The 23,741-nt window shown below is 59.0% G+C and carries 24 protein-coding genes and 1 rRNA gene; 13 read left to right on the top strand and 12 right to left on the bottom strand.

The annotated features are described in order from the left end of the window. The first annotated feature begins 110 nt into the window (after positions 1-110). The 8 genes from ABD903_RS18835 (at position 111) to coaE (ending at position 6,779) form a co-directional block, all read left to right on the top strand. Positions 111-1,202: a Glu/Leu/Phe/Val dehydrogenase dimerization domain-containing protein gene (locus ABD903_RS18835; protein ID WP_345226859.1), complete on the top strand. Its 1,092-nt coding sequence runs from the start codon at positions 111-113 to the stop codon at positions 1,200-1,202. A 97-nt stretch (positions 1,203-1,299) separates the two neighbouring features. Further along, the gene (gene nusB / locus ABD903_RS18830) at positions 1,300-2,514 is read left to right on the top strand and encodes a transcription antitermination factor NusB (RefSeq protein ID WP_345226858.1); all 1,215 of its coding nucleotides are present in this window, start codon (positions 1,300-1,302) and stop codon (positions 2,512-2,514) included. Between the two features lie 100 nt (positions 2,515-2,614). Beyond that, a complete protein-coding gene (locus tag ABD903_RS18825) occupies positions 2,615-2,929 on the top strand; it encodes a YtxH domain-containing protein (RefSeq protein WP_345226857.1) in 315 nt (104 codons plus the stop codon). Positions 2,930-3,050: 121 nt separating this feature from the next. Next, positions 3,051-4,058, top strand: a complete 1,008-nt coding sequence (locus ABD903_RS18820) for an isocitrate/isopropylmalate dehydrogenase family protein (protein ID WP_345226856.1) — start codon at positions 3,051-3,053, stop codon at positions 4,056-4,058. Positions 4,059-4,158: 100 nt separating this feature from the next. Then, entirely contained in the window at positions 4,159-4,677 is a 519-nt protein-coding gene (locus ABD903_RS18815) for a DUF1573 domain-containing protein (RefSeq protein WP_345226855.1), read from the top strand. A gap of 96 nt (positions 4,678-4,773) precedes the next feature. Then, on the top strand, positions 4,774-5,100 hold the full coding sequence (yajC, locus tag ABD903_RS18810) for a preprotein translocase subunit YajC (RefSeq protein WP_345226854.1): 327 nt from the start codon (positions 4,774-4,776) through the stop codon (positions 5,098-5,100). Between the two features lie 74 nt (positions 5,101-5,174). After that, entirely contained in the window at positions 5,175-6,155 is a 981-nt protein-coding gene (locus ABD903_RS18805; RefSeq protein ID WP_345226853.1) for a YbbR-like domain-containing protein, read from the top strand. A gap of 3 nt (positions 6,156-6,158) precedes the next feature. Beyond that, entirely contained in the window at positions 6,159-6,779 is a 621-nt protein-coding gene (coaE, locus tag ABD903_RS18800; RefSeq protein WP_345226852.1) for a dephospho-CoA kinase, read from the top strand. A gap of 7 nt (positions 6,780-6,786) precedes the next feature. Here the strand turns inward: coaE and ABD903_RS18795 are convergent, their stop codons facing one another. Both ABD903_RS18795 and ABD903_RS18790 read right to left on the bottom strand, forming a co-directional pair. After that, the gene (locus tag ABD903_RS18795) at positions 6,787-7,056 is read right to left on the bottom strand and encodes a hypothetical protein (RefSeq protein ID WP_345226851.1); all 270 of its coding nucleotides are present in this window, start codon (positions 7,054-7,056) and stop codon (positions 6,787-6,789) included. Between the two features lie 66 nt (positions 7,057-7,122). After that, positions 7,123-7,473, bottom strand: a complete 351-nt coding sequence (locus tag ABD903_RS18790) for a thioredoxin (RefSeq protein ID WP_345226850.1) — start codon at positions 7,471-7,473, stop codon at positions 7,123-7,125. Between the two features lie 158 nt (positions 7,474-7,631). On the opposite strand from ABD903_RS18790, the gene ABD903_RS18785 reads away from it, so the two are divergent. Both ABD903_RS18785 and ABD903_RS18780 read left to right on the top strand, forming a co-directional pair. Continuing rightward, the gene (locus tag ABD903_RS18785) at positions 7,632-9,245 is read left to right on the top strand and encodes a sensor histidine kinase (protein ID WP_345226849.1); all 1,614 of its coding nucleotides are present in this window, start codon (positions 7,632-7,634) and stop codon (positions 9,243-9,245) included. Next, positions 9,223-10,275 carry a response regulator gene (locus ABD903_RS18780; RefSeq protein ID WP_345226848.1) on the top strand — a complete coding sequence of 351 codons (1,053 nt, stop codon included), beginning with the start codon at positions 9,223-9,225 and terminating at the stop codon, positions 10,273-10,275. Before ABD903_RS18785 ends, ABD903_RS18780 begins: the two co-directional genes overlap by 23 nt. 205 nt (positions 10,276-10,480) lie before the next feature. Here ABD903_RS18780 and hemF read toward each other — a convergent pair whose 3' ends face one another. From hemF to ABD903_RS18730, 10 genes are all read right to left on the bottom strand, one after another. Then, complete coding sequence (gene hemF, locus ABD903_RS18775) at positions 10,481-11,437, bottom strand: oxygen-dependent coproporphyrinogen oxidase (RefSeq protein WP_345226847.1); 957 nt, start codon at positions 11,435-11,437, stop codon at positions 10,481-10,483. Positions 11,438-11,476: 39 nt separating this feature from the next. Beyond that, positions 11,477-12,370 carry a universal stress protein gene (locus tag ABD903_RS18770; RefSeq protein ID WP_345226846.1) on the bottom strand — a complete coding sequence of 298 codons (894 nt, stop codon included), beginning with the start codon at positions 12,368-12,370 and terminating at the stop codon, positions 11,477-11,479. Positions 12,371-12,427: 57 nt separating this feature from the next. Continuing rightward, a complete protein-coding gene (locus ABD903_RS18765) occupies positions 12,428-13,162 on the bottom strand; it encodes a sulfite exporter TauE/SafE family protein (protein ID WP_345226845.1) in 735 nt (244 codons plus the stop codon). An 84-nt stretch (positions 13,163-13,246) separates the two neighbouring features. Continuing rightward, entirely contained in the window at positions 13,247-13,732 is a 486-nt protein-coding gene (locus ABD903_RS18760) for a FixH family protein (protein WP_345226844.1), read from the bottom strand. Between the two features lie 145 nt (positions 13,733-13,877). Continuing rightward, positions 13,878-15,293 (bottom strand): cytochrome c oxidase accessory protein CcoG, encoded by a 1,416-nt coding sequence (gene ccoG, locus ABD903_RS18755; RefSeq protein WP_345226843.1) that lies wholly within the window; start codon positions 15,291-15,293, stop codon positions 13,878-13,880. Positions 15,294-15,531: 238 nt separating this feature from the next. Then, positions 15,532-16,437: a cbb3-type cytochrome c oxidase N-terminal domain-containing protein gene (locus ABD903_RS18750; RefSeq protein ID WP_345226842.1), complete on the bottom strand. Its 906-nt coding sequence runs from the start codon at positions 16,435-16,437 to the stop codon at positions 15,532-15,534. Continuing rightward, positions 16,431-16,631, bottom strand: a complete 201-nt coding sequence (locus tag ABD903_RS18745; protein WP_345226841.1) for a hypothetical protein — start codon at positions 16,629-16,631, stop codon at positions 16,431-16,433. The genes ABD903_RS18750 and ABD903_RS18745 overlap by 7 nt, the downstream gene beginning before the upstream one ends. Before the next feature lie 90 nt (positions 16,632-16,721). Continuing rightward, on the bottom strand, positions 16,722-18,923 hold the full coding sequence (gene ccoN, locus ABD903_RS18740) for a cytochrome-c oxidase, cbb3-type subunit I (RefSeq protein WP_345226840.1): 2,202 nt from the start codon (positions 18,921-18,923) through the stop codon (positions 16,722-16,724). 401 nt (positions 18,924-19,324) lie between these two features. Next, the gene (ccoS, locus tag ABD903_RS18735; RefSeq protein ID WP_345226839.1) at positions 19,325-19,489 is read right to left on the bottom strand and encodes a cbb3-type cytochrome oxidase assembly protein CcoS; all 165 of its coding nucleotides are present in this window, start codon (positions 19,487-19,489) and stop codon (positions 19,325-19,327) included. A 12-nt stretch (positions 19,490-19,501) separates the two neighbouring features. Continuing rightward, positions 19,502-21,952, bottom strand: a complete 2,451-nt coding sequence (locus ABD903_RS18730) for a heavy metal translocating P-type ATPase (RefSeq protein WP_345226838.1) — start codon at positions 21,950-21,952, stop codon at positions 19,502-19,504. Positions 21,953-22,137: 185 nt separating this feature from the next. On the opposite strand from ABD903_RS18730, the gene ABD903_RS18725 reads away from it, so the two are divergent. The 3 genes from ABD903_RS18725 to ABD903_RS18715 all read left to right on the top strand — a co-directional run. Then, positions 22,138-22,623 carry a hypothetical protein gene (locus ABD903_RS18725; protein ID WP_345226837.1) on the top strand — a complete coding sequence of 162 codons (486 nt, stop codon included), beginning with the start codon at positions 22,138-22,140 and terminating at the stop codon, positions 22,621-22,623. 30 nt (positions 22,624-22,653) lie between these two features. After that, positions 22,654-23,055 carry a group III truncated hemoglobin gene (locus ABD903_RS18720; protein ID WP_345226836.1) on the top strand — a complete coding sequence of 134 codons (402 nt, stop codon included), beginning with the start codon at positions 22,654-22,656 and terminating at the stop codon, positions 23,053-23,055. 621 nt (positions 23,056-23,676) lie between these two features. Next, positions 23,677-23,741 (top strand): 16S ribosomal RNA (locus ABD903_RS18715); the annotation flags it as partial.

The raw sequence follows: 23,741 nt of genomic DNA, 5'->3' as shown, positions 1-23,741 counted from the left end.
GGTTTTGGTGTCGGGGGTAGCAGTACCACCGGTATAACCGTCAAAACGCCTGTTCGTCCCGGCCTGTTCGCCCTCCCATCCACATTTCCCCAATCTTTTTCATTTCCCCAATGGTTGAGATTCAAGCCCTGTCCGATACCAGCATTTTCGGACAAATTGCCGAGCACCAGCACGAGCAAGTGGTGTACTGCCACGACCACGAAACCGGTTTGCGCGCCATCATCGGCATCCACAACACGGTTCTGGGCCCGGCTCTGGGCGGCACCCGCATGTGGCACTATGCCTCCGATGCGGAAGCCCTCAACGACGTACTGCGCCTTTCGCGCGGCATGACCTACAAGGCTGCTATTTCGGGCCTGAACCTGGGTGGTGGCAAGGCCGTGATTATCGGCGACGCCAAAACGCAGAAAAATGAGGCACTGCTGCGCAAGTTCGGCCGCTTCGTGCAGAACCTGAACGGCAAGTACATCACCGCCGAAGATGTGAACATGACCACCAAGGACATGGAGTACATCCGGATGGAAACCAAGCACGTAGCAGGCCTGCCCGAAACGATGGGCGGCTCCGGCGACCCGTCGCCGGTAACGGCTTTCGGTACCTACATGGGCATGAAGGCCGCCGCTAAGAAGGCGTTCGGCTCGGATAGCCTTGCCGGCAAGCGCGTAGCTGTACAAGGTGTGGGCCACGTGGGTACCTATTTGATGGAGTACCTGGTGAAAGAAGGCGCCGAAATCGTGCTGACCGACTACTACACCGAGCGTGCCGAGGAGGCCGCCGCCCGTTTCGGCGCCAAAGCTGTGGGCCTGGAAGAAATCTACGACCAGGACGTAGACATCTACTCGCCTTGCGCCTTGGGTGCTACCCTCAACGACGATACCCTTTCGCGCCTGAAGTGCCAGGTAGTGGCCGGCTGCGCCAACAACCAGCTGAAGGACGAGCACGTGCACGGCCCGGCGCTGGTGCAGAAAGGCATCATTTACGCCCCCGACTTCCTGATCAACGCCGGTGGCCTGATCAACGTGTACTCCGAAGTAGTAGGCAGCAGCCGCCAGGGTGCCCTCACGCAAACCGAAAAAATTTACGACTACACCCTGCAAGTGCTTAACAAAGCCGAGAAGGAAGGTCTGCACCCCCAGCAAGCTGCCACGCAGATTGCCAAGGAGCGCATCGCCGCCATCGGCAAGGTGAAGTCGACGTACTAATTTCCGGTTGTCGGTTGCCAGTTGTCGGTTGTTAGTCATTTCAACGGATTGGACTAGCAGCTCACAACTGGCAACTACCAACTGACAACTCAACAGAATGCTCAACCGTCGCACGCTTCGTATTAAGGTCATGCAGGCCCTGTACGCCTATGAACAGGCCATTGGGTCCGATTATTCGTTGGCTCTCGACCGCATCAGCGACGCGTTTCAGCCCGACCTGAACTCGATGCAGCCGCAGGACAAGCGCCTGCTGCAGGGCCAGCAGAAAATGGCCGACGCTACGTTCCGCGAGTGGCACACCGCCCATGTGGCCGGCAAAACGCCCGACATTGAGGCCTCCGACGACAAAGACGTGCAGGATGCCGTGGACGACGCCGTTCGGTACTACCAAAAGCAGGTGCAGAAGGAGACGACCTTCTTCATGAACCAGATGCTGCACGCCACCGAGAGCATCCACGATCAGTACGTGCATTTGCTGAACCTGCCCGCTGCCTTGCTGCAGGTGTTGGAAGACGAGAAGAGCCGCGAAGCCCGCCGCTTCACCGCCTCGACCGAAACCGTGGACACTACGCGCCTGGAAAACAACCCGGTGCTGCACAAGCTCACGGCCAACAAGCAGCTGCAGGAGCTAACCATTCGGCGCACGCAGCAGTGGGCGGGCGAAGACGAAATGGACGCTCTGCGCCAGGCTTGGCGTAACGAAATGCGCAACGACACCGAGCTGCGTAGCTACCTGGAAGGCGCGTCGGCCATTGAAGGCGCGGCCCCGGATTACGCCGCCGAGCAGGAATTTCTCAAGTACCTCTACAAAACGTTCGTTTTCAAGGGCACGGCTTTGCCGGCGCGTTTGGAGGAAGACGATTTGAACTGGGAAGAGAACCGCTCCATCGTCAAGAACCTGGTGGTGAAGACGCTGAAGATGCTCGACGAGGCCGCCGACGAAAACATGGAGCTGTTGTCGCTTTCGGCTAACTGGAAGGAAGACAAGGAGTTTGCCGAAACCCTTTACAAGCAAACGCTTGTGGAGGATGCGAACTACGAAGCCCTCATCAGCGGTGCGGTACAGAACTGGGACGTAGAGCGCGTGGCCCTGCTCGATAAGATTATCCTGAAAATGGCCCTCTGCGAAATGCACTTGTTCCGGTCTATTCCGGTGAAAGTGACCATCAACGAGTACATTGAAATCAGCAAACTCTACAGCACGCCCAAAAGCAAGCAGTTCATCAACGGTATTCTGGATAAATTGGCGCAGGACTTGATGGCCAGCGGCGCCATCCGCAAGTCGGGCCGCGGTTTGCTGGACAACCAGTAACCTGCGCAGCCCGTCGGTCGGCAACCCCGGCCGGGCGGCCGCCGTTGAGCTTTTGTCGGGTCCCTGACGTCTGTTTCCCCACTTGTTCTCCTTCCGCCTTATGCCCAGCAAAACCACTACCGGCATTTTGTGCTTCGTAACCGGCGCTCTGGCCGGTTCGGCCGTCGCGCTTTTGTACGCTCCCGAAAAAGGACGCGAAACCCGTAATTGGCTTAGCTACCAGCTGGAGCGGTACCGCGAAATTCTGGCCGACCTCACCGAAGGCCTCGTAACCAGCCGCGTCGACGAAGGTCCTTCGTCGGCCCGGGCCGAGGGACAGCGCGTAATTCGCGACGCCAAAGACAAAGCCGAACAGCTGCTCGGCGACGTAGACCAGCTCATTAATCAGATCAACTCGCGCCGAACGGCCTTGTAAATGAGAGAAAGGAAATAATGTGTTGAACATGTTTAGGACCGTCGGAAGACGCCCGCGGCATGTTCGACACATTTTTCATTCCTGCATTTCCCTTACCCAGCATTTCCCACATCAAGCACGAATGCATACAATAACCCTCATCCCCGGCGACGGCATCGGGCCGGAAATTACCCGCGCGGTACAAGATATTTTCACGGCGGCTCAGGTGCCGGTGCAGTGGGAAGAGCAGAACGCGGGCCAGACCACCTTCGACCAGAGCGGCGAGCTATTGCCCCAGGCGTTGTTCGATTCGCTGGAGAAAAACCGCGTAGGCCTGAAAGGCCCTATTACCACGCCGGTAGGCAAGGGCTTCCGCTCCATTAACGTAACGCTGCGCCAGAAGTACGACCTGTACCAAAACCTGCGCCCGGCTAAAACCACCGAAGGCATTGCCTCGCGCTACGCCGAGTCGGGTATTGACGTGGTGTTGTTCCGCGAAAACACCGAGGGCCTGTATTCCGGTCTAGAAGTGTACGATGAGCAACGCGGCATTGCCGACTCGTTTAACCGCATTTCGGTGGAAGGCTCGCGCAAAATTTGCCGCGCCGCCTTTGCTTACGCCGCTAAGCACGGCCGCAAAAAGGTAACGCTGGCTCACAAGGCCAACATTCTAAAAATGGCCGGCACGCTCATGCTGAACGCGGCCCAGGAAGCTTCGCGTGAGTTTCCGCACATTCAGTACGAAGACAAGATCATCGACAACATGTGCATGCAGCTGGTTATCAAGCCAGAGCAGTTCGATGTAATTGTAACGACCAACCTCTTCGGCGACATCCTTTCGGATTTGTTGGCTGGCCTAGTGGGCGGTTTGGGCGTGGTGGCCGGTGCCAACATCGGCGACGACATGGCCATTTTTGAAGCCGTGCACGGCTCGGCGCCGGACATTGCCGGCAAAGGCATTGCCAACCCCACGGCCCTTTTGCGCTCAGCGCTGCTTATGCTGGAGCATTTGGGCGAGCATACTCAAGCCAAACGCATTGAAGCGGCGCTGAACGAAACCCTGCGCCACCGCGAGCAATGCACCGGCGACCTGGGCGGATCGGCTTCAACCCAGCAATTCGCTCAAAACGTTATCAACAACCTAAAGTAAAGCCGCACTAGACGCGCGGCTGTTGTCGCGTATCTTAGCGGACGGAACCCGCCGCGCCGCCGGAAAAGGGCGGCGCGGCTTTTTTCTTTATTACACTCGCATGAAACGCACCTTTTTTTCAACCATGCTGGTAGCAGCCACGCTGCTAACCGGCGCCTGCAATCAGGACAAAAGCGAAGTTGGCGAAGCCGGCATGAACGCTGCCGCCACCGAAGCCGCCGCTAACCCGGTGGTGGACAACCCCAACGTGGCCGCCGAAACCGAAGCCCCCAACCCCAATGCCCCGGTGATGACCTTCACCGAAACGGAGCACGACTTCAAGGACATTCCGGCCAACTCGGTGGTGAAGCACACCTTTGAGTTTACCAACACCGGCAAAACGCCACTGCTCATCGAAAACGCCCAAGCCACCTGCGGCTGCACCGTGCCCAGCTGGCCCAAAGACCCGGTAGCTCCCGGCAAGAAAGGCACCATTGAAGTGCAGTTCGACGCCCACGGCAAAACCGGCATCCAGAACAAGCAGATTACCATTCGGGCTAACACCCAGCCGAGCATCACCCAGCTTGCCATTCGCGGCAACATTTTGGGCGACGGCAGCCAAGGCCCCGTTGCGCAGTAGGTAAACAGCCGGGAAGCGGGGCAGAAGTGGTTTGAACATTCCTAACTCTGCTTTCCGGCATTGCTGCCTTCCCTTCTCTTCAAAATTGCCCCTCCCATGTTGCTGACGTTACTCTTGCAGGCCCAAACCGAGAACAGCCCGTTCCAGTGGCTGTTTCCCATTTTGCTGTTGGGCGTGTTCTACTTTTTCATGATCAGGCCCCAGCAGAAGCGGGCAGCTGATGCCAAGAAGCTCCGTGAAAGCCTGAGCAAAGGCGCACAAGTAGTAACTATTGGCGGTTTGCATGGCCGTATTGTGGAGCTGAGCGCCGAGAAAGTGACGCTGGAAGTCGACCGCGGCACCCGTCTCACGTTTGACCGTTCGTCCATAGCCCGTACCCTGGAAACCCCAGCCGCCAAAGCGGCTACGGAGCCGGCTGCTTAGTCCTGGCCCTCCGCGGTACCGGTGGAAGTACTGTTGTCGCGCTCTGATTTTTACGTTCTCAGCCCTACCGAAACATGCCGCTGCAACGTGCCCGTACGCTGGTTCAATGGTTCGTTCGGCCGCTCTCGGAACCTGAGCGCAGCTTCTGGCGTGTGGTAACGAGTTGCCTGCTGGCGGCGGTAACGTTGTGGCTGTTAAACGCCCTCAATAAAACGTACACCACCCGCATCAGCTACCCGCTGCAGTGGAACTACGACGCCACGCAGTACATCCCGGTACGGCCGCTGGAAGAACATATTTCGGTGCAGGTAACCGGGCGGGGCTGGAAGCTATTGCGCAATTCCCTGGGCTTCGAGGTCCGGCCGGCCGAGGTAACCGTGCGCCGTCTGCCCGTTAGCCGTTCTTTGCCTGGTGGCACGTTGCGCCCCGCCTTAATTGTAACGATGGAGGGCCTGCAGCTAAACGCCATCCTCACCGATTCGCTCTACTTCGAGTTCGAAAAGCTGGTGGAGCGCCGCCTGCCGTTGCGTTTAAGCCCCGCCGCCGACGGCTCGGCGTTGCCTTTTGCGGCCAGTTTTACGCCTACCAGTATAACCTTCCGGGGGCCGGCCAGCACCATTGCCAGCTTGCCCAGCCCGTACCCAGTGCATTTGCCGCAAGCGCCAGCTGGTAGCAGCGAGGGAAGCATTATTGTCCCCATTGGGGGACCGGCATTGGTAGAAACTAACGTTGCCGAGGTGCGCGTAAAGCTGCAGCCCCGGCCCTTACTCACCCGCGTGGTGCGTGTAGTGCCAGAAGCCCGCAATTTCCCCCTTGCTTTAAACTACCGCCTAAAACCCGCGCGGGTACCAGTGCAGGTACAATATTTCGCCGAAGACAGCGCCCGTATAAGCGCCTCGCAGGTGCGCGTGCTGGTGGATTACCGCCAACTGGGCGAATCTGACTCGGTACTGCAGCCGGTGCTTATGCCGCTGCCGACCGCAGTACGCGGTGCCCGTATTTTAACTCCCGCCCTGCGGCTGTCAGTGCTTCCGGCCGAAACCTCACCAAACTAGCGTATGCTTCAGGTAGGTATTACCGGCGGAATTGGTTCGGGTAAAACGGTGGTTTGCCGCCTGTTCGCCACTTTGGGTGTACCCGTGTATGATGCCGATACCCGCGCAAAATGGGTAATGCGCCACGACGCCACCTTGCGGGCCGAGCTTATAGCAGCCTTTGGGCCGGAAGCCTACTTACCCAGCGGCGAACAAAACCGCACCTACCTGGCTGCCAAAGCCTTCAACGACCCTGCCGAGCTGGCTCGGCTCAATAGCTTGGTGCACCCGCGCGTGGGAGCAGATTTTGCGCAATGGGCCGCCGCACAGCGACAGGCCGGGCACCCATACCTGCTGAAAGAAGCCGCATTGCTCTACGAGTCGGGGTCGTACAAGCAACTCGACCGCATAATAACCGTGTATGCCCCGCAGGAACTGCGCCAGCGCCGCGTGCTGCACCGCGACCCGCACCGCACCCCCGACGACGTGTTGAGCATTATCGGCAAGCAGCTCAGCGAAGAAGAAAAGCTGCAGCGCGCCGATTTTGTGCTCTACAACGATGACCAACAGCCTTTGCTGCCGCAGGTGTTAAGCCTGCACGAGCACCTGCAAATGTTAGCCGCTGTGCCGGCTGCTGCGCGGTAAGGGCCCCTTACCTTTTCATGACCGATAGAATCTTCACCCCGTTGCTGTATTCGGCGTGAACTTCCCAACCGCGGCCTTCGTACGACGGGTACGGCCAGCAGCGGTAGAAGGCCAGAAAGTACGTGCCTTCGCCCGGCGGCACCACCACCAGCCGGGCGCGCTGCTCGGCCGATAGAATCAGGATATTGTAGGCGACTACGGGATGGTCTGCCGATACGGTGATGGTTGCCGAAGAGTCGTTCGCTAGAATCCATTCCAGTCCTTGGCGGTTGCTCACGCCCCAATAGTCGCGCTCGAAGCCTTTGCTGCGTTCCTGCGTTTCCCGTAAGAAGGCACGGCCGGTTTACGGGGACAGAGTGGGTTGCAGTTGAGGCGGGGGCTCAACCGGGTCGAGCTGGCTCAGCAACAAGGTAATGGCGTTTTCTTCCTCGGGCAGGCCGGGTTGCCTCCACAGTTCAATGCCCTGCCGAACCAGTACGCAGGCCGGTAGCTCGGTGGCGTGGAAGCTGCGCACTACGGCCGGATGCGTGGCTTCATCGATTTTCATAATGCGAACCGCCGCTCCAAGGCGCTGCTGAAGCCGGTCGAGCGACGCGGAGCTGCTGGCCTTGAGCTGACCCGAGACCGGGAGCAACACCAGCAGCATGGCCGCGTCGGAAATCGGCAGGAGTGATTTGGGTTGAGGCGTGGTCATGAGGGTACAGGCTACAATGCAATAGTAAAATTGCCGCATTCGGGGGCCGCTTTCTATGACATTCGTCAGGGCTCGGTGTAACATGCATCATATCCGGCCGTTTTCTCCCCTATTTTGGGGCCGCATCGGGCGTTACTGCTCCGCTACCGTTTTTGCCTATGTCTTCGAACCCGTATGCCCACGCACTCACCGACCTGCTGCTCGCCCAGGCGCAGGAATTCATTGGCGTGTATGACGAAGCGCTGGGCTGGTTTGTGCAGGTTAACCCCAGTGGCCTCAAATTGTTGGGCTACGCCTCCCAGGAGGCGTTTCTGAACGAAGCAACCCGGCATTTGCCTCTGTGGCCCGCCGAGGGTCAAAGCTGGGACGACCTGCTGCGCACAGCCCGCCAAACCGGCCACTACGCCGCCGAAACCGACGTGGCCCGGCTCGGCGGGGAGCCTTTTGCCGGGCACATTCAGCTCACGCACTTTCAGCACAATGGCCGCTCCCTGTTTTTGGTGCGCCTCAGCGAGCAGGACCGCCTGCAGCTGGCCGAACGTGAGTTGGCCCAGAGCCTTAGTCGGTTCGAAGCCGTAGTGACCAATGCCACCATCGGCATTGTAATGTGCGACCGGCAGGGCCAGATTATGTCGGCCAACCGGCTATCGGAGCAGCTGTTTGGTTACAACGAAGGCGAGCTGCTGGGTCAGCGCATTGAGGTACTGGTGCCCAACGCCATTGGGCGGCAGCACGAGCGGCTGCGGGAATCGTTTAACGCCGAACCCAGCGTGCGGTCCATGGGCGCCCACCGCGGCGACCTGCAGGCCCAGCGCAAAGACGGCTCGGTGTTTCCGGTAGAAGTCAGCCTGAGCTATTTTCACATCGACGAGGAGCTGTACGTGGTATCGTACATCCTCGACATTACCTACAAGAAAGAAGCCGAGCGGCAATTGGTGGATCAGCGCCGGCGGGTGGAAAAACTCAATGCCGAGCTGGAGCAGAAGGTAGCCGACCGCACCCACGCTCTGCTCAGCACCCTGGCGCAGCTGGAGCAGCGCACCGAAGAGCTGGCCAAAGCCCTGGCCGCCGAGCAGGAGCTGGGCGAGCTGAAGTCGCGCTTCGTGAGCATGGCCTCGCACGAGTTTCGCACGCCGCTTACGGCCGTCATGAACTCGGCCACGCTCATCGAAAAATACCCCGGCGGCGACCAGCAGGACAAGCGCGTGAAGCACTTGCAGCGAATTCGGGCCTCGGTAAAGCACCTGAACGATATTCTGGAGGAGTTTCTCTCGGTGGGCCGCATTGAGGAAGGCCGCATTGAGGCCCGTCCCGTGGAGCTGGAAATCAGCGCCCTGCTGGCCGATACCCTCACCGATGTGCAAAGCCTGCTTAAACCCGGCCAAACCATTGTGCAGGAAGCCCGCTGCCCACTGCCCGTCCGGCTAGATCCTTCGCTGCTGCGTAAAATCCTGGTGAACCTGCTTTCAAACGCCATTAAGTACTCCGGCGAAAACTCGGTGGTAACGGTGCGCACCACCTGCGAGGCCGGCCAGCTCACGTTGTCGGTGCAGGACCAGGGCGTGGGCATTTCGCAGGAAGACCAGGAGCACCTGTTCGAGCGGTTTTTCCGGGCCCGCAACGTTACCAACGTGCCCGGCACTGGCCTCGGGCTCTATATCATTGCCAAATACCTGGAGCTCATGGGCGGCACCATTGCCCTGCACAGCGAGCTGGACCACGGTACCACCGTCACCGTCACGATTCCCTATGAAAACCATTCTGCTGATTGAGGACAACGACCTGATTCGGGAAAGCACCGCCGAAATTCTGGAGCTGGCTGGCTACCACGTGCTGACGGCCGAAAACGGCAAAGTAGGCGTGGAGCAGGCCCGCGCCACCCGGCCCGACCTCGTTATTTGCGACATCATGATGCCCGTGCTCGACGGCTACGGCGTGCTCCAGATTTTCAATCAGGACGCGCAGCTTTCCGGGGTGCCCTTCATTTTCCTGACCGCCAAAACCGAGCGCACCGACATGCGCAAAGGCATGGAGCTGGGCGCCGACGACTACCTCACCAAGCCCTTCGACGAAAGCGAGCTGCTGAGCGCCATAACCGGCCGCCTGAACCGCTTCCGCCACCTCAAGCCCGACTACGACCTGCAGCACGAGGGCCTGAACGAGTTTCTGGAAGATGCCCGCGCCGTGGGCAAGCTGGAAGGTCTTTCGGCCGACCGCAAGGTGCATACCGTGCGCAAAAAGCAGGATATCTACCGCGAAGGTGACGAGCCCAACCGGCTGTACTTCCTGAAAGCCGGGCGGGTGAAAACGGTGAAAACCACCGCCGCCGGCAAAGAGCTGATTACTGGCATTTACGCCCCCGGCGAGTTTTTCGGCTACATGGCCCTGCTGGAGCAAACCAAGCACAGCGACTCGGCCGTGGCCGTTGACGATTCCGAGCTGGTGTACATTCCCAAAGACGACTTCACCCAGCTGCTGATTCGCAACCCCGAAGTCAGCCAGCAGTTCATTCGGTTGCTGGCGGGGCGGGTGAGCGAGCGGGAGCATCAGCTGGTGGGCATGGCCTATAACTCCATTCGGCGCCGCGTGGCCGATGCGCTCCTGCGCCTGCACGAGCAGCATGCCGAAACCGCGCCGGCCACCTTCCAACTCTCCCGCGACGACATGGCGGCCCTGGTAGGCACGGCCCCCGAGTCGCTGATTCGTACCCTGAGCGAGTTCAAGCAGGACGGGCTTATTGAGCTGACCGGCAAGGACATCCGCGTGCTGCAACCCGACAAGCTGCGCCGGGCTAACTGGTAGACAATACCGCTTAGCGAGTTGGGGCTGGGCTTTGCGGACGTCAGACGGTTTTCAAGGGCGTCATTCCGAGCGCAGCCGAGGAATCTCGCGTGTTAAGCCCGATAGTAAAATCTTCGTTGAGGTTACTACCGGACGTCAGCACGCGAGATTCCTCGGCTGCGCTCGGAATGACGTTTTTGAGGCGTTGACTATTAGGCCTATCAGCCTAGCAGTCCACCAGCTCAGGGGTGAGGTGCTGCACGTCGACCGACAACCAATCGATGTCTTTTTTCAGCCACCGCAGCGTCTCGGCCTCGGGGGTGCCCGGGGAAGGTTGTTGGTTGTAGTGCCACTCGCAGCGGGGCGGCAGGCTCATCAGGATGCTTTCGGTACGGCCGCCGGTTTCCAGTCCGAACTTGGTGCCGCGGTCGATGGCTAGGTTGAACTCAGCGTAGCGGCCCCGGCGAATCAGCTGCCATTGGGTTTCGCGTTCCGTGAAGTGCAAATCGGCGTTTTGGCGCAGCAGCTCGCAGTAAGCGTGGCCGTACACTTCGCCTACGGCCTGAACGAAAGCGAACAACTCCTCGCGGGTGCCGTCTTGGCCCACGGTTAGGCGGTCGAAGAAAATGCCGCCCACGCCGCGCGTTTCCTGCCGGTGGGTCAGGTAGAAGTATTCATCGGCCCACTGCTTAAAGCGGGCGTAATAGGTAGTGTTGTGCGGCCGGCAGGCGTGCTCAATTTGCTCGTGGAACCAGCGGGCCTGCTGCACGTTCACGTAAATGGGGGTTAGGTCGAGGCCGCCGCCAAACCACGCCTCCCCGTTGCCGGCCTCAAAGTACCGCACGTTCATGTGCGAAATGGGGACCATGGGGCTGCCCGGGTGCTGCACTACCGATACGCCGGTGGCGAAGTAGCGCGGGTCGGGCATTAGGAGCTGCCTGGCGGCGCGCTCGTCCATCTGGCCCCACACGGCCGAGAAGTTCACGCCGCCTTTCTCCAGAATCCGGCCGTTCTGAATAACGTTCGACTGCCCGCCGCCGCCCGAATGGTGCTGCCAGTGGTCGGCCTGAAAGGTAGCGGCGCCGTCGGTGGTTTCCAGCTGGGTGCAGAGCCATTGCTGAAAGCCGCGCATCCATTTTTCTACTTCGTAGCGAAAAGGCGTGGCGTGGGAATCGGTAAACATAACTGATGCTGAAAAGGAGGGAGAAAAAGGCCCGTTTTGCTACAGGGAGGCCAAGGCGGGCGTGGTTTCGGAAGCAGTATCCTGCAGAGCGCAATGCTGGCAGCAGAACGCGTCGTCGGGTTGCTGTTGGGGGCGAATCACCAGCACCGGAATGCGGGTGTGGTAGGCGTGGGTTTTGGTGTAGCTAACGTCGAAAAAGCGGCTTAGCAGGCTGGCGTTGGCCGGCGCAAACACCAGCAGTTGCGCCTGAATGTTAGAGCAGAACTCGCCAATACCTTCCAGCGGATCGTCGTCGAGCACCAGCTTGCTGTCGATGGCTACCCCGGCCAGCACCTGTTTGATTTGCAGCATGCCGCGCTTAATGCCTACCAGCTCACCCAATTTCAGGTCGCGGTAGAAATGCACCAGCTGCAGCTGCGCGCGCAGCCCGCGCACCAGCTCGCCCAGCCGCGGCAGGGTACGGCTTTCCAGGTGCGCAAAGTCGGCCAGAAACACGATGCGCGACGGCAGGGGCTGGTTGCCGGGCGGCACCACCAGCACCGGGCAGCTGGCCAGCCGCACAATGCGCGCCGCGTGGTTGCCGTTCACCGACTCCTCGCCGCAGTCGGTATGCTCAAGGTTCATAACCACCAGTTCGGCGCCGTACTCGTCGATTACGCCTTGCACGTGGTCGTGAAGGCAGCCGTTGCGCACCGCGTAACGGTACCGGATGCGGCGGCCGTCCTGGCGCGTGAGCTGCACGTAGCGGAGCCGCTCGGTTAAGTTTTGCAGGCGCTTCTGGTGGTCGGTGAAATTGGGGGAAGGCTCGTCGGAATCGTGGTGGCAATACAGCAGCACGATTTCCGCGCCCAGGCGCACGGCCAGCTTGTTGGCGTACACAAGGGTGTGCTCTGCGGCGGCGGTCAGATCTACGGGAACCAGAATCGTTTTCATGGGAGCTATGCGGTCTGAAGAGAGAAGTAAAAGCCTGCGAGCGAGAGAAGAAGCCGGCTAATGCGCGGCAGAGTCGTGGCACATGGTCATGGGAGCGGGGGCGGCATTGGGTCCCGCCGCGGGTGCCGGGAGCTGCGGGCTCAGGTACGGAATACCCAAGCCTAAACCGCGCACAATGAACAACACCGCCATGGCCGTGGCCACCACCGGCACGGCCTGCCGCAGCCGCAGGCGCCACGGCAGCGGCACAAGTTGCCCCGTGAGCGACAGGGCCAGCATCAGCGGAAGGGTACCCAGCCCAAACAGGCCCATGTACACCGCGGCGCCACCCACGCCCGGCGCACTAAGCGCGCCCGCTAATGCCAGGTACACCAGGCCACAGGGCAGCAGGCCGTTCAGCACGCCGGTCATGTACAAAGCACCCACGGAATGCTGCTGAAAGAAGTACGCCAGGGTTTGCTTGAGGCGGGCCAGCACGCGGTCGAGGCCCACGGCTGCGGCGGCGCGGCCGGTGTAGCGCTCCGGCACGGCCACCAACAGCAGAATCAGCAGGCCCGAGGCAATGGAGAGGCTCTGTTGCCAGCCGGCCATGCGCAACGACTGCCCCAGCAAACCGGCCAGGGCCCCCAGCGTGGCGTAAGTAGTTACGCGGCCCAGGTTATAAAGCACCCGGCCGGTTACGTAGCGGCTGCGCGGCTGTCCGGCGCCGGGCAAGGCCAGCGCAATGGCGCCGCACATGCCCACGCAGTGGAAACTACCGAGAAGCCCGAAAACGAAACCGGCCCAGAGCATGAAATGGTGGCGAAGAGAAGAGGCCAGCTGAAGTGCTAACCGATGCAAGTACGCCCGCTCCGCCGCGGACTACCATGACAAAAATCAGTTGGTCACGGTGATATTCTTCTCCACAAAATAGACCTGGCCGGCAGCTTCAAATTCTACCCGAATGCGCCAGTAGCCGTCCTGCAGCTTGGCCGTGCTCAGGTGCTGGGCACCGGCGGCGTTGGTTTGCAGCGGCACGTTGAAATCCAGCGTTTGGTCGGAGGGGCGGAAAAACTGCACCTTGCCCGTGGCCTGCTGGCCAGCAAATCGGGCGGGCAGTTGCAGCGTTAGCTCCTGCACGGCGGGCTCGTACGTAACCGCCACCTGGCCGGGCAGGGCGGCGGTGCGGGCCACGGCCTCCATGCGCTGCTGGTGCTCTAGCTCCTGTTGGTAATAGTCCTTGCTCACGAGGTCGACGCTGGTGCTCATGGCCTGCTTCACCATGTACCCGATGAAGCTGGCGAAGAGGATGAATACCGCAATAATGGCGTACGGCCAGATGCTGCGGGTTTGGGCGGGTTTATTCACGGCGAGGGAGGTCATGATCTGTGGTATTGTTTGACCGTCATGTCGAGCGGAGTCGAGGCTTCTCGCGGGCTGACGTGCGGTAGTAATATTCTGGTGCAGGATTTTACTATCCGGCGAGATGTCTCGACTCCGCTCGACATGACTTTTTTGTGTAATCCATTTACTGCGCCGGGGCCAGGAACTTGGTTTTTTCTTCCGTAATCAGCTTGCCGCCGCTGTACACGCCAATGCGGATGTGGTTGCTCGTTTTGGTAAGCGCCGTTTTGGGCAGCTCGGCGAAAAACACCCCGTCGGCTTTGCCCTGGGCGGGCAGCTTCAGGCCGTTTTGGCCTACCAGCTTCACGGTGCCATTGGCCGGCTCCAGCACCCGCAGCTCAATGGGCATGGCCGCGTTGGTTTTGTTGATAACGGAGATGTTGTAGAGGTTGGTAACGGTGCCGCGCTCGGTTTTCTGGTAAAGCTGGCCCGGCGTGCGCAGTACGGTGGCCTCTACGTTCGAGCGCGTGAGCAGCAGCCCGGCCATAATCAGCAGCAGCGCAATGAGTACACCGGTGTAAGCCTTGATGCGGGCCGTCACCTTAAACGGAGTGCCAGCTTCGATGTGCGCTTCGGAGTCGTAGCGGATCAGGCCCTGCGGCTTGTTGATCAGGTCCATAATGGAGTTGCACACGTCGATACAGGCGGTGCAGTTGATGCACTCCATTTGCTGGGCGCCGTTGCGGATGTCGATGCCGGTGGGGCATACCTGCACGCACTGCTTGCAGTCGATACAGTCGCCGGCGGTGCGCTCCTGGTTTTTGCGCAGCTTTTCGCGCGGCTCGCCCCGGCCGTAATCATAGGCTACCGTAATGGTATTCTTGTCGAGCATTACGCCCTGCAAACGGCCGTAAGGGCAGGCAATGGTGCATACTTGCTCACGGAAACGGGCAAAGACGGCGTAAAACAGGCCCGTGAAAATCACCATAGAGCTCAAGCCACCCAGGTGCTGCAACGGCGAGTCGGTCACAATCTCAACCAGCGCATCGGAACCGATGATGTAGGCCAGAAAGGTATTGGCAATCAGAAACGAGATGAGCACGAACACCGCGTGCTTGCCCGTTTTCCGGCCGATCTTGTTCCAGGTCCAGTCGGCTTTGTCGAGGGCTTTCTGTTGGGGTGCGTCGCCTTCGAAGAAGTATTCCACGCGGCGGAATACCATTTCCATAAAGATGGTTTGGGGGCACACCCAGCCGCAGAACACGCGCCCGTACACCACTGTGAAGAGGATGATGAACAGGATAAAGGCCATGAAGCCCAGCAGCAGAATAAAGAAGTCCTGGGGCCAGAAGATCTGACCGAAGATGATGAACTTCCGCTCCACCACGTTGAGCATCAGCACCGGCAAGTCGTTGATGCGCAGCCAGGGGCCGGCAAACAGCAGTGTGAGCAGGCCGTAGCTCACCCACTTGCGGGCGTTAAACAGCTTGCCGCTGGGCTTCTTGGGGTACAGCCACACGCGCTTGCCTTCGGCGTCTATCGTGGAGATAGTGTCGCGGTAGGATTCATCGGTGGTGGGTTTCGGGGCGACGGTACTCATCCTGTGTTGGGGCCCCCTGGGTTCAAAGCGCCAGGCGGCGTTATCTGCTGCACATTCCGTCGGCCTGCGAGAGGCCTGGCGTGGCCCCGGCGCTTTGCCGCGGCTGGTAACCCAAATGCCCGCCGCCAGCACAAGGGCTGGCGGCTCATCCGAACCTGGGCTGTGCTGAAAATCAGCGTTTGGATGAACGGCGGGGAAGGAGCAACCGCCGCGGACTACTGGTGCGCCGTGGCGCGGGTTAGAGCATGGCTACCGGCTTGGTAGCAGCTTCTTTTTCGCCCTGCGGCGCCTTGGCGTTGGCCGGGTTCGTGCCCTGAATGCTCAGGATGTACGACGACACCTGGAGCATTTGCTTGGAGGACAGCTTGCCTTTCCAGGCTACCATGCCCTTATTGGTCACGCCAAACTTCACGGTTTTGTACACCTTGTTTACTTCGCCGCCGTGCAGCCAGTATTCGTCGGTCAGGTTGGGGCCTACTTTGCCTTCGCCGGCTTGGCCGTGGCAGGCCGCGCAGTTCTGTACGAACAGCGTTTTGCCGGTTTCCAGGTCGGCGGCGGCCATTAGGGGCTTGTAGTCGGTGGGCTTATTGGGGTCGTCGTTGGCGCCCAGCTTGGCGGCCAGCATGGCGGCTTCGGCCATTTCGTGCTGGTACTCCGCGTCGCTCAGCTTGCCGGTGTCGGTAACGTGGTAGTGAACGAAGTACACCACGCCAAACACGATGGTCGCGTAAAAGCCGTACTTCCACCACGGCGGCAGGTCGTTGTCGTACTCGGTAATGCCATCGTAGTCGTGGCCGGCCATTACGTCTTCCTTGTACTTGCCTGTCAGGCTCACCGTGTCGCCGAGGAACAGGCCCAGGGCCCGCCCGTACCACGATTCACGAATGGTTTCAATGGCATACACCTCGCGCAACAGGGGCCGCATCTGCCAGAGCAAGGCAAACAGCATCAGCAGCACGAAAATGATCAGACCCGTGAGCCCACCCATCAGCCAGAGCATAGCGTTGAGGTTGGAAGCTGTTTCGGCAGCGGGCTTGGCGGCTTCGGCGACCGGGGCGTCAGCTTCCTGGGCCAAGGCGGCTGAGCCGGTGAGCAAGGTGCTCAGGGCCAGCAGCATTCCGAAGGTAATTTTACGGGTTAGCATAGCGCACCTCCTTTGGGCTGGGGCTGCTGGGCGTCGTCGTCCTGCAGGGGCATTTGGGCCATGGCTTTGATATGCTCGCGGTTGGCCACGGCCACGTAAACCAGCAAAGCCAGGAAGAAGAGGAAGAAGATGGCGAAGGAAATGAGCGGGTAGATTTCGATGCCGCTGATTGCCTGAAGGACGTTCTTGTACATGACGCTTGACTCGGGAAAGCCGGAGGACGGAGCACCGATCAGGTGTTCTCAGCACGTTTTGCAGGTGCTCCGCCCCAGGGCTGTGGGTTATTACTCAGCGGCAGCAGCGGCCACGGCGGCTGCCTGTTCATCCTTCACTTTAATGTCGGTACCAAGGCGCTGCAGGTAGGCAATGAGGGCCACGATTTCCTTGTCCGACTTCACCTGGATGTCCTCCTTGGCTAGCTCGGCCACAATACCATCGGCCTGCTTGCGGGCGTCGGCTACGGCTTGCTGCTCATAACCGGCCGGGTAAGGCGTGCCCAGCTTGCGCAGGGCGCTGATCTTGTCGGCCGTGGAGCTGTAATCGATGTCGTTTTCGAACATCCAGGGGTAAGGCGGCATAATGGAGCCCGGCGACATGCTCGTGGGGTCCAGCATGTGGTTGTAGTGCCAGGAGTGCGGGTACTTCTGGCCCACGCGGTGCAGGTCCGGACCGGTGCGCTTGCTGCCCCATAGGAAGGGACGGTCGTACACAAACTCGCCGGCTTTGGAGTACTCGCCGTACCGCTCGGTTTCGGAGCGGAAGGGGCGCACCATCTGGGTATGGCAGTTCACGCAGCCTTCCTTTATGTATAGGTCGCGGCCTTCCAGTTCCAGCGAAGTGTAAGGCTTCACCGAGGCAATAGTGGGCACGTTGCTCTTGATCAGGAACGTGGGCACCATTTCCACCGCGCCGCCAATCAGGATGGCTACCGTAGCCCAGATGCTGAGTTGCACGGGGCGGCGTTCAATCCAGCGGTGCCAGTGGCCGCCTTCGTGGCTGTGCTCGTTGTCGATTACGGCCGGGGCGTGGAACTTCTCGTTGGCTAGCAATGAGCCGGCAGTAGCGGTTTTGTAGAGGTTGTACACCATCAGGAACACGCCGCTCAGGTACAACACCCCGCCAATGCCGCGCAGGTAGTACATGGGTACAATCTGCATCACAGTTTCGAGGAAGTTGGCGTACTGCAACATGCCCTCGTCGTTGAACTGCTTCCACATCAGGCCTTGGGTAAAGCCGGCCCAGTACATGGGAATGGCGTAGAACAGGATGCCCAAGGTGCCCAGCCAGAAGTGCACGTTCATCAGCTTGCGCGAATGAATCGGGGTCTGGTAGAGGCGCGGCCACAGCCAGTAGAGCACGGCGAAGGTCAGGAAACCGTTCCAGCCCAGGGCGCCTACGTGTACGTGGGCTACAATCCAGTCGGTAAAGTGGGCAATGGCGTTAACGTTCTTGAGGCTCAGCATGGGGCCTTCGAAGGTGGCCATGCCGTAGGCGGTAATGGCTACCACCATGAACTTCAGTACCGGCTCGGTGCGCACCTTGTCCCAGGCGCCGCGCAGCGTGAGCAAGCCGTTGATCATGCCGCCCCAGCTCGGGGCAATCAGCATGATGGAGAAAACCACGCCCAGGCTCTGCGCCCAGTCGGGCAGGGAGGTGTACAGCAAGTGGTGCGGTCCGGCCCAGATGTAAATGAAAATCAGCGACCAGAAGTGGATGATGGACAGGCGGTACGAGTACACCGGGCGCTCCGCCGCTTTGGGCAGGAAGTAGTACATCAAACCAAGGTAGGGCGTGGTCAGGAAGAACGCCACCGCGTTGTGGCCGTACCACCACTGCACCAGCGCGTCCTGCACCCCGGCGTAGGCCGAGTAGCTTTTCAGGAACGATACCGGCAAAGCCACCGAGTTAACGATGTGCAGCACGGCTACCGTGAGGAACGTGGCAATGTAGAACCAGATGCCCACGTACAGGTGCTTTTCCTTGCGGCGGGCAATGGTGCCGAACATGTTCCAGCCAAACACCACCCAGATCAGCGTAATGGCAATGTCGATGGGCCATTCCAGCTCGGCGTATTCCTTGCTGCTGGTATAGCCCAGCGGCAGCGTAGCCACGGCCGAAACGATGATGAGCTGCCAGCCCCAGAAATGAATCTTGCTGAGCAAGTCGCTGAACATCCGGGTTTTGCACAGACGCTGCAGGGAGTAGTACACCCCGGTGAAAATGCCGTTGCCCACGAAGGCAAAAATCACGGCATTGGTATGCAGCGGTCGGATGCGCCCAAACGTGGTGTAGGGCGTACCCATGTTCATTTCGGGGCGGGCCAGCTGAAACGCGGCTATAACCCCGATGAGCATACCGGCAATGCCCCAGAACACGGTAGCAATGCCGAAGTCTCGGACGATTTTGTTGTCGTAAAAGGATGCGAGAACGGCCTTCGAGAGTTTTTCCTGCTCTTTGGGCGGCTTCGCTTGGACCAGCACAGCCATAGCGCGAAACGGGTTATTTTGAGTGTTACAAAACTCCCCATTGGCCCCCTCCGAAAAGATGACGAACGTCAGACACTGGCGCTGATTGATGTCAGGTGTTGCCCTAATTCACCAGCAGGAAGCTGCGGCATCATTCGTCGGCTGAATTACACAGCGCGCCGTGGCGGCCTTGCAATAGCCAAGGTCCTCATGTTGTGGTAAGAGCGTAGTGGTGCGCGGTACTACAGCACCCAGAAAATCATGTGCAAGTCTTCGGAGCTGAGGGAAATGAACTTCCGTCGGTATTAGGCTGCTGGGCAAAGCTGGAAAAGCCGTACCGCTGCCAGGAAAAACGCCGGAGCGGGCCGCACAACACTTTAATGGTGGTGCGACCCGCCCCGGCGTTTCAGACTGCTGCATTGTTAATGCTTCGCGGGCGTTTGCGTTTCGTTGTCTTCAAACAACATGCGCACTGCGGGGGTGTAGGTATCGTCGTATTGTTTGCTGCGCACGGCCCACACGAAGGCCAGCAGAAACAGCACGGCAACAGTGAGCGAAATAACGATGAGACCGAAGATGATTTCCATGACCGGAAGAAGTTAGAGTTTGCGTTTGTAAGCCGCCAGCCGCACCAGCAGAGTGGCGAAAAGCATCACGCTCAGGGAGCTGATGGGCATGAGAATGGCCGAGACAATGGGTGTGAACTTGCCCTGTACCGCTAGGCCCAGCCCCACGCCGTTGTAAACGAAAGAGAGGACGAACGTGGCCAGCACCACCTGTAAGCAGTCCTGGGTGAACTTCAGGAAGGTGTTCAGCTTGCCAAAGCTGCCCGCGTCCAGAATGGCGTCGCAGGCCGGGGAAAAGTTCGAAAGCGTATCGGTGAGGGCAATGCCAGCATCGGCCTGTTGCAGAGCGCCGGCGTCGTTCAGCCCGTCGCCCACCATAATAACGGTTTCGCCCTGCCGCTTGAGCTCGGCTATGTAGTCGAGCTTCTGCTGGGGCGTCTGGTGGAAACGCAGCTCGGCTTTCGGCCCGAACAGCTCGCGCAGGCGGTCCTGCTCGGTGTCGTTGTCTCCGGAAAGCACCGCCATGCGGTAGCGCCGGCCGAGGTCGGCGAGAATTTCGCGCAGGTCCTGGCGGTACACGTTGCGGAACACGTAGCAGCCGGCCAAATCATCGTCGAGGCTGACGTACACTCGGGACTGCCGATTGTCGGCGGTTTCAGCGGTAAGCGGTTCCAGTTTTGCCTGCCTAGCCTGCTCTAAGCTTGGTTCGGCCTCTATAAAAGCTGCCGAGCCCACCTTCACCACCACGCCGTTTACCGTACCGCGCAGGCCCTGGCCCGGCACTTCCACGAAATCGGTAACCGTAAACGAGCCTTGCGGCAGCTCTTCGGCCAGGCGTAGGCTTAAAGGGTGCGTCGATTGGCGCACCACCGCCGATAGCATCTGCTGCTCGTGCGGGGTAAGCACCGGACCGCTATACTCCACTGCCGAGCGTTTTACATCGGTGAGGGTGCCGGTTTTATCGAACACAATGGTGGTAGCGCGGCCTAGGGTTTCGGCCACGTTGGAGTTCTTCAGGAAAAACTTCCAACGGCCGAAAGCCGTGAGGGCGCTGCCTAGTGCAAAAGGCGTCGCCAACGACAATGCGCACGGGCAGGCAATAACGAGCACCGAGGTAAAGGCCCGCCACATCATCTGTTGGTCGCGCGGGTACCAGTACAGAATGGCGCCGGCCGCAATCAGCAACGTAGCGGCCACAAAGTAGCGGCCTACCTTGTTGGCGTAGGTTTCCAGTGTCTGCTTGTCGGCTTTCTGAAAGGCGGGATTGTTCCAGAGCTGCGTGAGGTAGCCCTGCGACACTTCGCGCACTACTTCCAGCTCCACAGCTTCGCCCACCTGCCGGCCACCGGCGTACACCACCTCACCCGTTACCTTGGCCACCGGTACACTCTCACCCGATACAAAGGAGTAGTCGATCTGGCCCGTGCCGCGCATGAGTATGGCATCGGCGGGAATCACCTCCTGGTTGCGTACCAGTATGCGGGCGCCCACTTGTAGTTCTTTCACCGACACTGATTTCTCGCCCTCTTTCGTGAGCAATGTCACGGCTACTGGGAAGTACGAGGTGAAGTCACGGTCAAAACGCAGGGCATCGTAGGTGTGCTGCTGCACCCATTTGCCGATCAGCATGAAAAACACCAGTCCCGTAAACGAGTCGAAGTAACCGGGTCCGGTACCCGTCAAAATTTCGTAGCTGCTAACGCTGAACAGGGCCGTGAGGCCGAGGCTGATAGGAAAGTCGAGGTTGATGTAACGCTGTTTCAGCCCCGCCCAGGCCAAGCGGTAAAAGTCCTGCGCGCTGTACAGCAGCACCGGTAAGCTCAGTACCAGGCTGATAAAGCCGAAGAAGCGCCCGAATGCATGAGCCAGCTGATCGGTGAACGACAGGTAGTCGGGGAAAGCCAGCAGCATTACGTTGCCGAAGCAGAAGCCCGCCAGCCCCAGCTTATAGTAGATGGCGCGGCTTCCATGATTAGGTTGCGCGCCCAGCTCAGCCAGCGTAATCTGCGGCTCATAGCCCAGCGAAGCCAGCAACTTCACCACTTCCTTCAACGACGTTTCGGCCGGCACGTAGCTGATGCTGATTTCCTTGCGCAAGAAATTAACCCGCGACTCCGACACGCCCGCATTGAGCTTGTAGAGGTTTTCGAGCAAGTAGATGCACGAGGCACAATGCATCTGCGGAAGCATTAGCGTAAGCCGCGCCAGCGTATCGGAGCGGAAGCTCAGCAACTGCGCCTGCACCGTTTCCGAGTCCAAGTAATCGAAACGGCCGGGTAGCTCCACTTCCTGTACCTTCTGGCCAGGGTGCTCGTCGAGGGCGTAGTAGGTACAGAGGTTATTCGCGTCAAGCAGTTCGTACACGGCTTTGCAGCCCTGGCAACAGAACGGCTTGTCGCGCAGCAGAATGGGATGCGTGGGGCAATCCTCGCCGCAGTGGGTGCAGGCATGGCGGGTAGGAGTGAGCTTCGCGGTAGTAAGCACGCCGGGGTCAGGGTCTGATGAAGAGCAAATTTCCGTTGCTCATCCGTACCAAAAGCTGACGAACATCAGCTGCTTAGTTGATCCTCATCAGCCCTTCACCATGAATCACCCCCGACTTTTGAACTGTTGTTCCAGCGGCCAGTCCCGCTTTGCTCGCGGTCTGACTTGCCTCATCACGTTTCCTTATGCGTTTTTCTTCCGCTACGCTTTCCCTGCTGCTGGTGCTGTCCTTGTTTTTATGGGCGGGTATGGTAGCGGGTATCTCCTTTCTGGAAGCGCCACTGAAGTTCACTGCCCCCAACATCACCGTAGTGCTGGGTGTAGGCATTGGCCGTATTGTGTTTCATGCCCTCAATAAAGTAGAGCTGACTCTCAGCGTAGTAGCCCTACTCTGCGCCGGAATCGTACGGATACCATCCCGCTTGTGGCTGGTGCTGCTTACGGTGGTCCTTATTCTGTTGGCGCAAACATTCATCCTCCTTCCCGCGCTGGACGCCCGTGCCATTACTTTGCAAGCCGGCTCACTCACGCCACCCAGCTCCCAGCACGCCGTCTACATCGGTCTTGAGCTGACCAAGTTCGTGTGCCTGATCGTGGCCGGCACCTTAGCCTTTCAAGCCACCATCCGCCGTGCAGTTTATACGAGCTTGGCGCTACCGGTAGCAGCCTAATTTAGCCCAATTCATTTGTTCGTCCTTCCCATGAGCCCCGCCGCTTTCGTCCCCCTAACCGACATCTGCACCGAAGCCGATATCAAGGTTCTTGTCGATACATTCTATAATAAGGTGAACCAGGACGAGCTACTCGGTCCCGTTTTCAATTCCATTGCTCAAGTGTACTGGCCCACCCACCTGCTAACCATGTACGACTTCTGGAGCTCGGTTCTCTTCGGTACTGCGCGGTACAAAGGCCGCCCTTTTCCTAAGCACATGGCCCTGCCCCTCGAAGCCGAGCATTTTCAACGTTGGCTGAAACTGTTTTTTGCTACCGTCGAGGAGAAGTTCTTTGGCCCGAAAGCAGAAGAGGCAAAAGGAAAGGCACTAAACATTGCCACTATGTTCGAGTATCGCATGCGACCCAAGTCTTCCCTATCCATCCTCTAAGTGCAAACTTTGCCATCATCATGCTTCATTACACTCCTGCCATCAGCCTTATAACAGCTCTATAGAAAATTATTGTCGGAAAGGAACCTGTTTCGAAGCCAGTTGGTTAAGCCCTCCGTCACCACTGCCTAAAGAAAAGGGAAAGACAATCTTGAAAGGTTTTTTCCTTGCAAAGGTTGTAAACACCAAAACGCCTCTTACCTTTGCACCCCGCTTCAGAAGGAAGGGGGCTTGTACGAAGAGAAAGAAATTAAGTTTGAATTTTTTTCTTGATCCTCTTGCAAAACAGAATAAGCTTCCTACCTTTGCATCCCCAAACGGAACGACGCAAGGGTCACAGAAAAAGATAAAGGTTAGTGAACGAATCGAAATGCAGTTGATGTTACTTCTCTGCTTCCGATAACTAGCTAACGAAGCAGGAACACATAAGGCTACTTGATTTGGCCGCCAAGTTGATTCAGATGGAATCAGCAAACGTTCTTTGAAAGACTGGAAAGACAATTGGTAAGACTGTTTTGCTTCGGCAAAACAACGAGCAGCGTACAAAGAATAAAGCTCGTCAAATACGGGTCGGATCAGCACTCGACATGGATCTAGCTCCGGCTAGATCGACAATATACTACAATGGAGAGTTTGATCCTGGCTCAGGATGAACGCTAGCGGCAGGCCTAATACATGCAAGTCGA

It is taken from the genome of Hymenobacter koreensis (genome assembly GCF_039541855.1).
In the GTDB taxonomy this organism is placed as follows: Bacteria; Bacteroidota; Bacteroidia; order Cytophagales; family Hymenobacteraceae; genus Solirubrum; species Solirubrum koreensis.
Note: the sequence above shows the minus strand (reverse complement) of the source record. Positions and strands in the feature narration are given on the sequence as shown.

Bases quoted from the DNA above. Each gene is read 5' to 3' on its own strand.
- ABD903_RS18750 (WP_345226842.1), bottom strand. From the start codon at position 16,437: ATGCTAACCCGTAAAATTACCTTCGGAATGCTGCTGGCCCTGAGCACC.
- nusB (WP_345226858.1), top strand. From the start codon at position 1,300: ATGCTCAACCGTCGCACGCTTCGTATTAAGGTCATGCAGGCCCTGTAC.
- ABD903_RS18720 (WP_345226836.1), top strand. From the start codon at position 22,654: ATGAGCCCCGCCGCTTTCGTCCCCCTAACCGACATCTGCACCGAAGCC.
- ABD903_RS18835 (WP_345226859.1), top strand. From the start codon at position 111: ATGGTTGAGATTCAAGCCCTGTCCGATACCAGCATTTTCGGACAAATT.
- ccoG (WP_345226843.1), bottom strand. From the start codon at position 15,293: ATGAGTACCGTCGCCCCGAAACCCACCACCGATGAATCCTACCGCGAC.
- coaE (WP_345226852.1), top strand. From the start codon at position 6,159: ATGCTTCAGGTAGGTATTACCGGCGGAATTGGTTCGGGTAAAACGGTG.
- ABD903_RS18805 (WP_345226853.1), top strand. From the start codon at position 5,175: ATGCCGCTGCAACGTGCCCGTACGCTGGTTCAATGGTTCGTTCGGCCG.
- ccoS (WP_345226839.1), bottom strand. From the start codon at position 19,489: ATGGAAATCATCTTCGGTCTCATCGTTATTTCGCTCACTGTTGCCGTG.
- ABD903_RS18825 (WP_345226857.1), top strand. From the start codon at position 2,615: ATGCCCAGCAAAACCACTACCGGCATTTTGTGCTTCGTAACCGGCGCT.
- ABD903_RS18770 (WP_345226846.1), bottom strand. From the start codon at position 12,370: ATGAAAACGATTCTGGTTCCCGTAGATCTGACCGCCGCCGCAGAGCAC.
- ABD903_RS18765 (WP_345226845.1), bottom strand. From the start codon at position 13,162: ATGCTCTGGGCCGGTTTCGTTTTCGGGCTTCTCGGTAGTTTCCACTGC.
- ABD903_RS18815 (WP_345226855.1), top strand. From the start codon at position 4,159: ATGAAACGCACCTTTTTTTCAACCATGCTGGTAGCAGCCACGCTGCTA.
- ABD903_RS18790 (WP_345226850.1), bottom strand. From the start codon at position 7,473: ATGACCACGCCTCAACCCAAATCACTCCTGCCGATTTCCGACGCGGCC.
- hemF (WP_345226847.1), bottom strand. From the start codon at position 11,437: ATGTTTACCGATTCCCACGCCACGCCTTTTCGCTACGAAGTAGAAAAA.
- ABD903_RS18725 (WP_345226837.1), top strand. From the start codon at position 22,138: ATGCGTTTTTCTTCCGCTACGCTTTCCCTGCTGCTGGTGCTGTCCTTG.
- ABD903_RS18785 (WP_345226849.1), top strand. From the start codon at position 7,632: ATGTCTTCGAACCCGTATGCCCACGCACTCACCGACCTGCTGCTCGCC.
- ABD903_RS18780 (WP_345226848.1), top strand. From the start codon at position 9,223: ATGAAAACCATTCTGCTGATTGAGGACAACGACCTGATTCGGGAAAGC.
- yajC (WP_345226854.1), top strand. From the start codon at position 4,774: ATGTTGCTGACGTTACTCTTGCAGGCCCAAACCGAGAACAGCCCGTTC.
- ABD903_RS18760 (WP_345226844.1), bottom strand. From the start codon at position 13,732: ATGACCTCCCTCGCCGTGAATAAACCCGCCCAAACCCGCAGCATCTGG.
- ccoN (WP_345226840.1), bottom strand. From the start codon at position 18,923: ATGGCTGTGCTGGTCCAAGCGAAGCCGCCCAAAGAGCAGGAAAAACTC.
- ABD903_RS18820 (WP_345226856.1), top strand. From the start codon at position 3,051: ATGCATACAATAACCCTCATCCCCGGCGACGGCATCGGGCCGGAAATT.
- ABD903_RS18745 (WP_345226841.1), bottom strand. From the start codon at position 16,631: ATGTACAAGAACGTCCTTCAGGCAATCAGCGGCATCGAAATCTACCCG.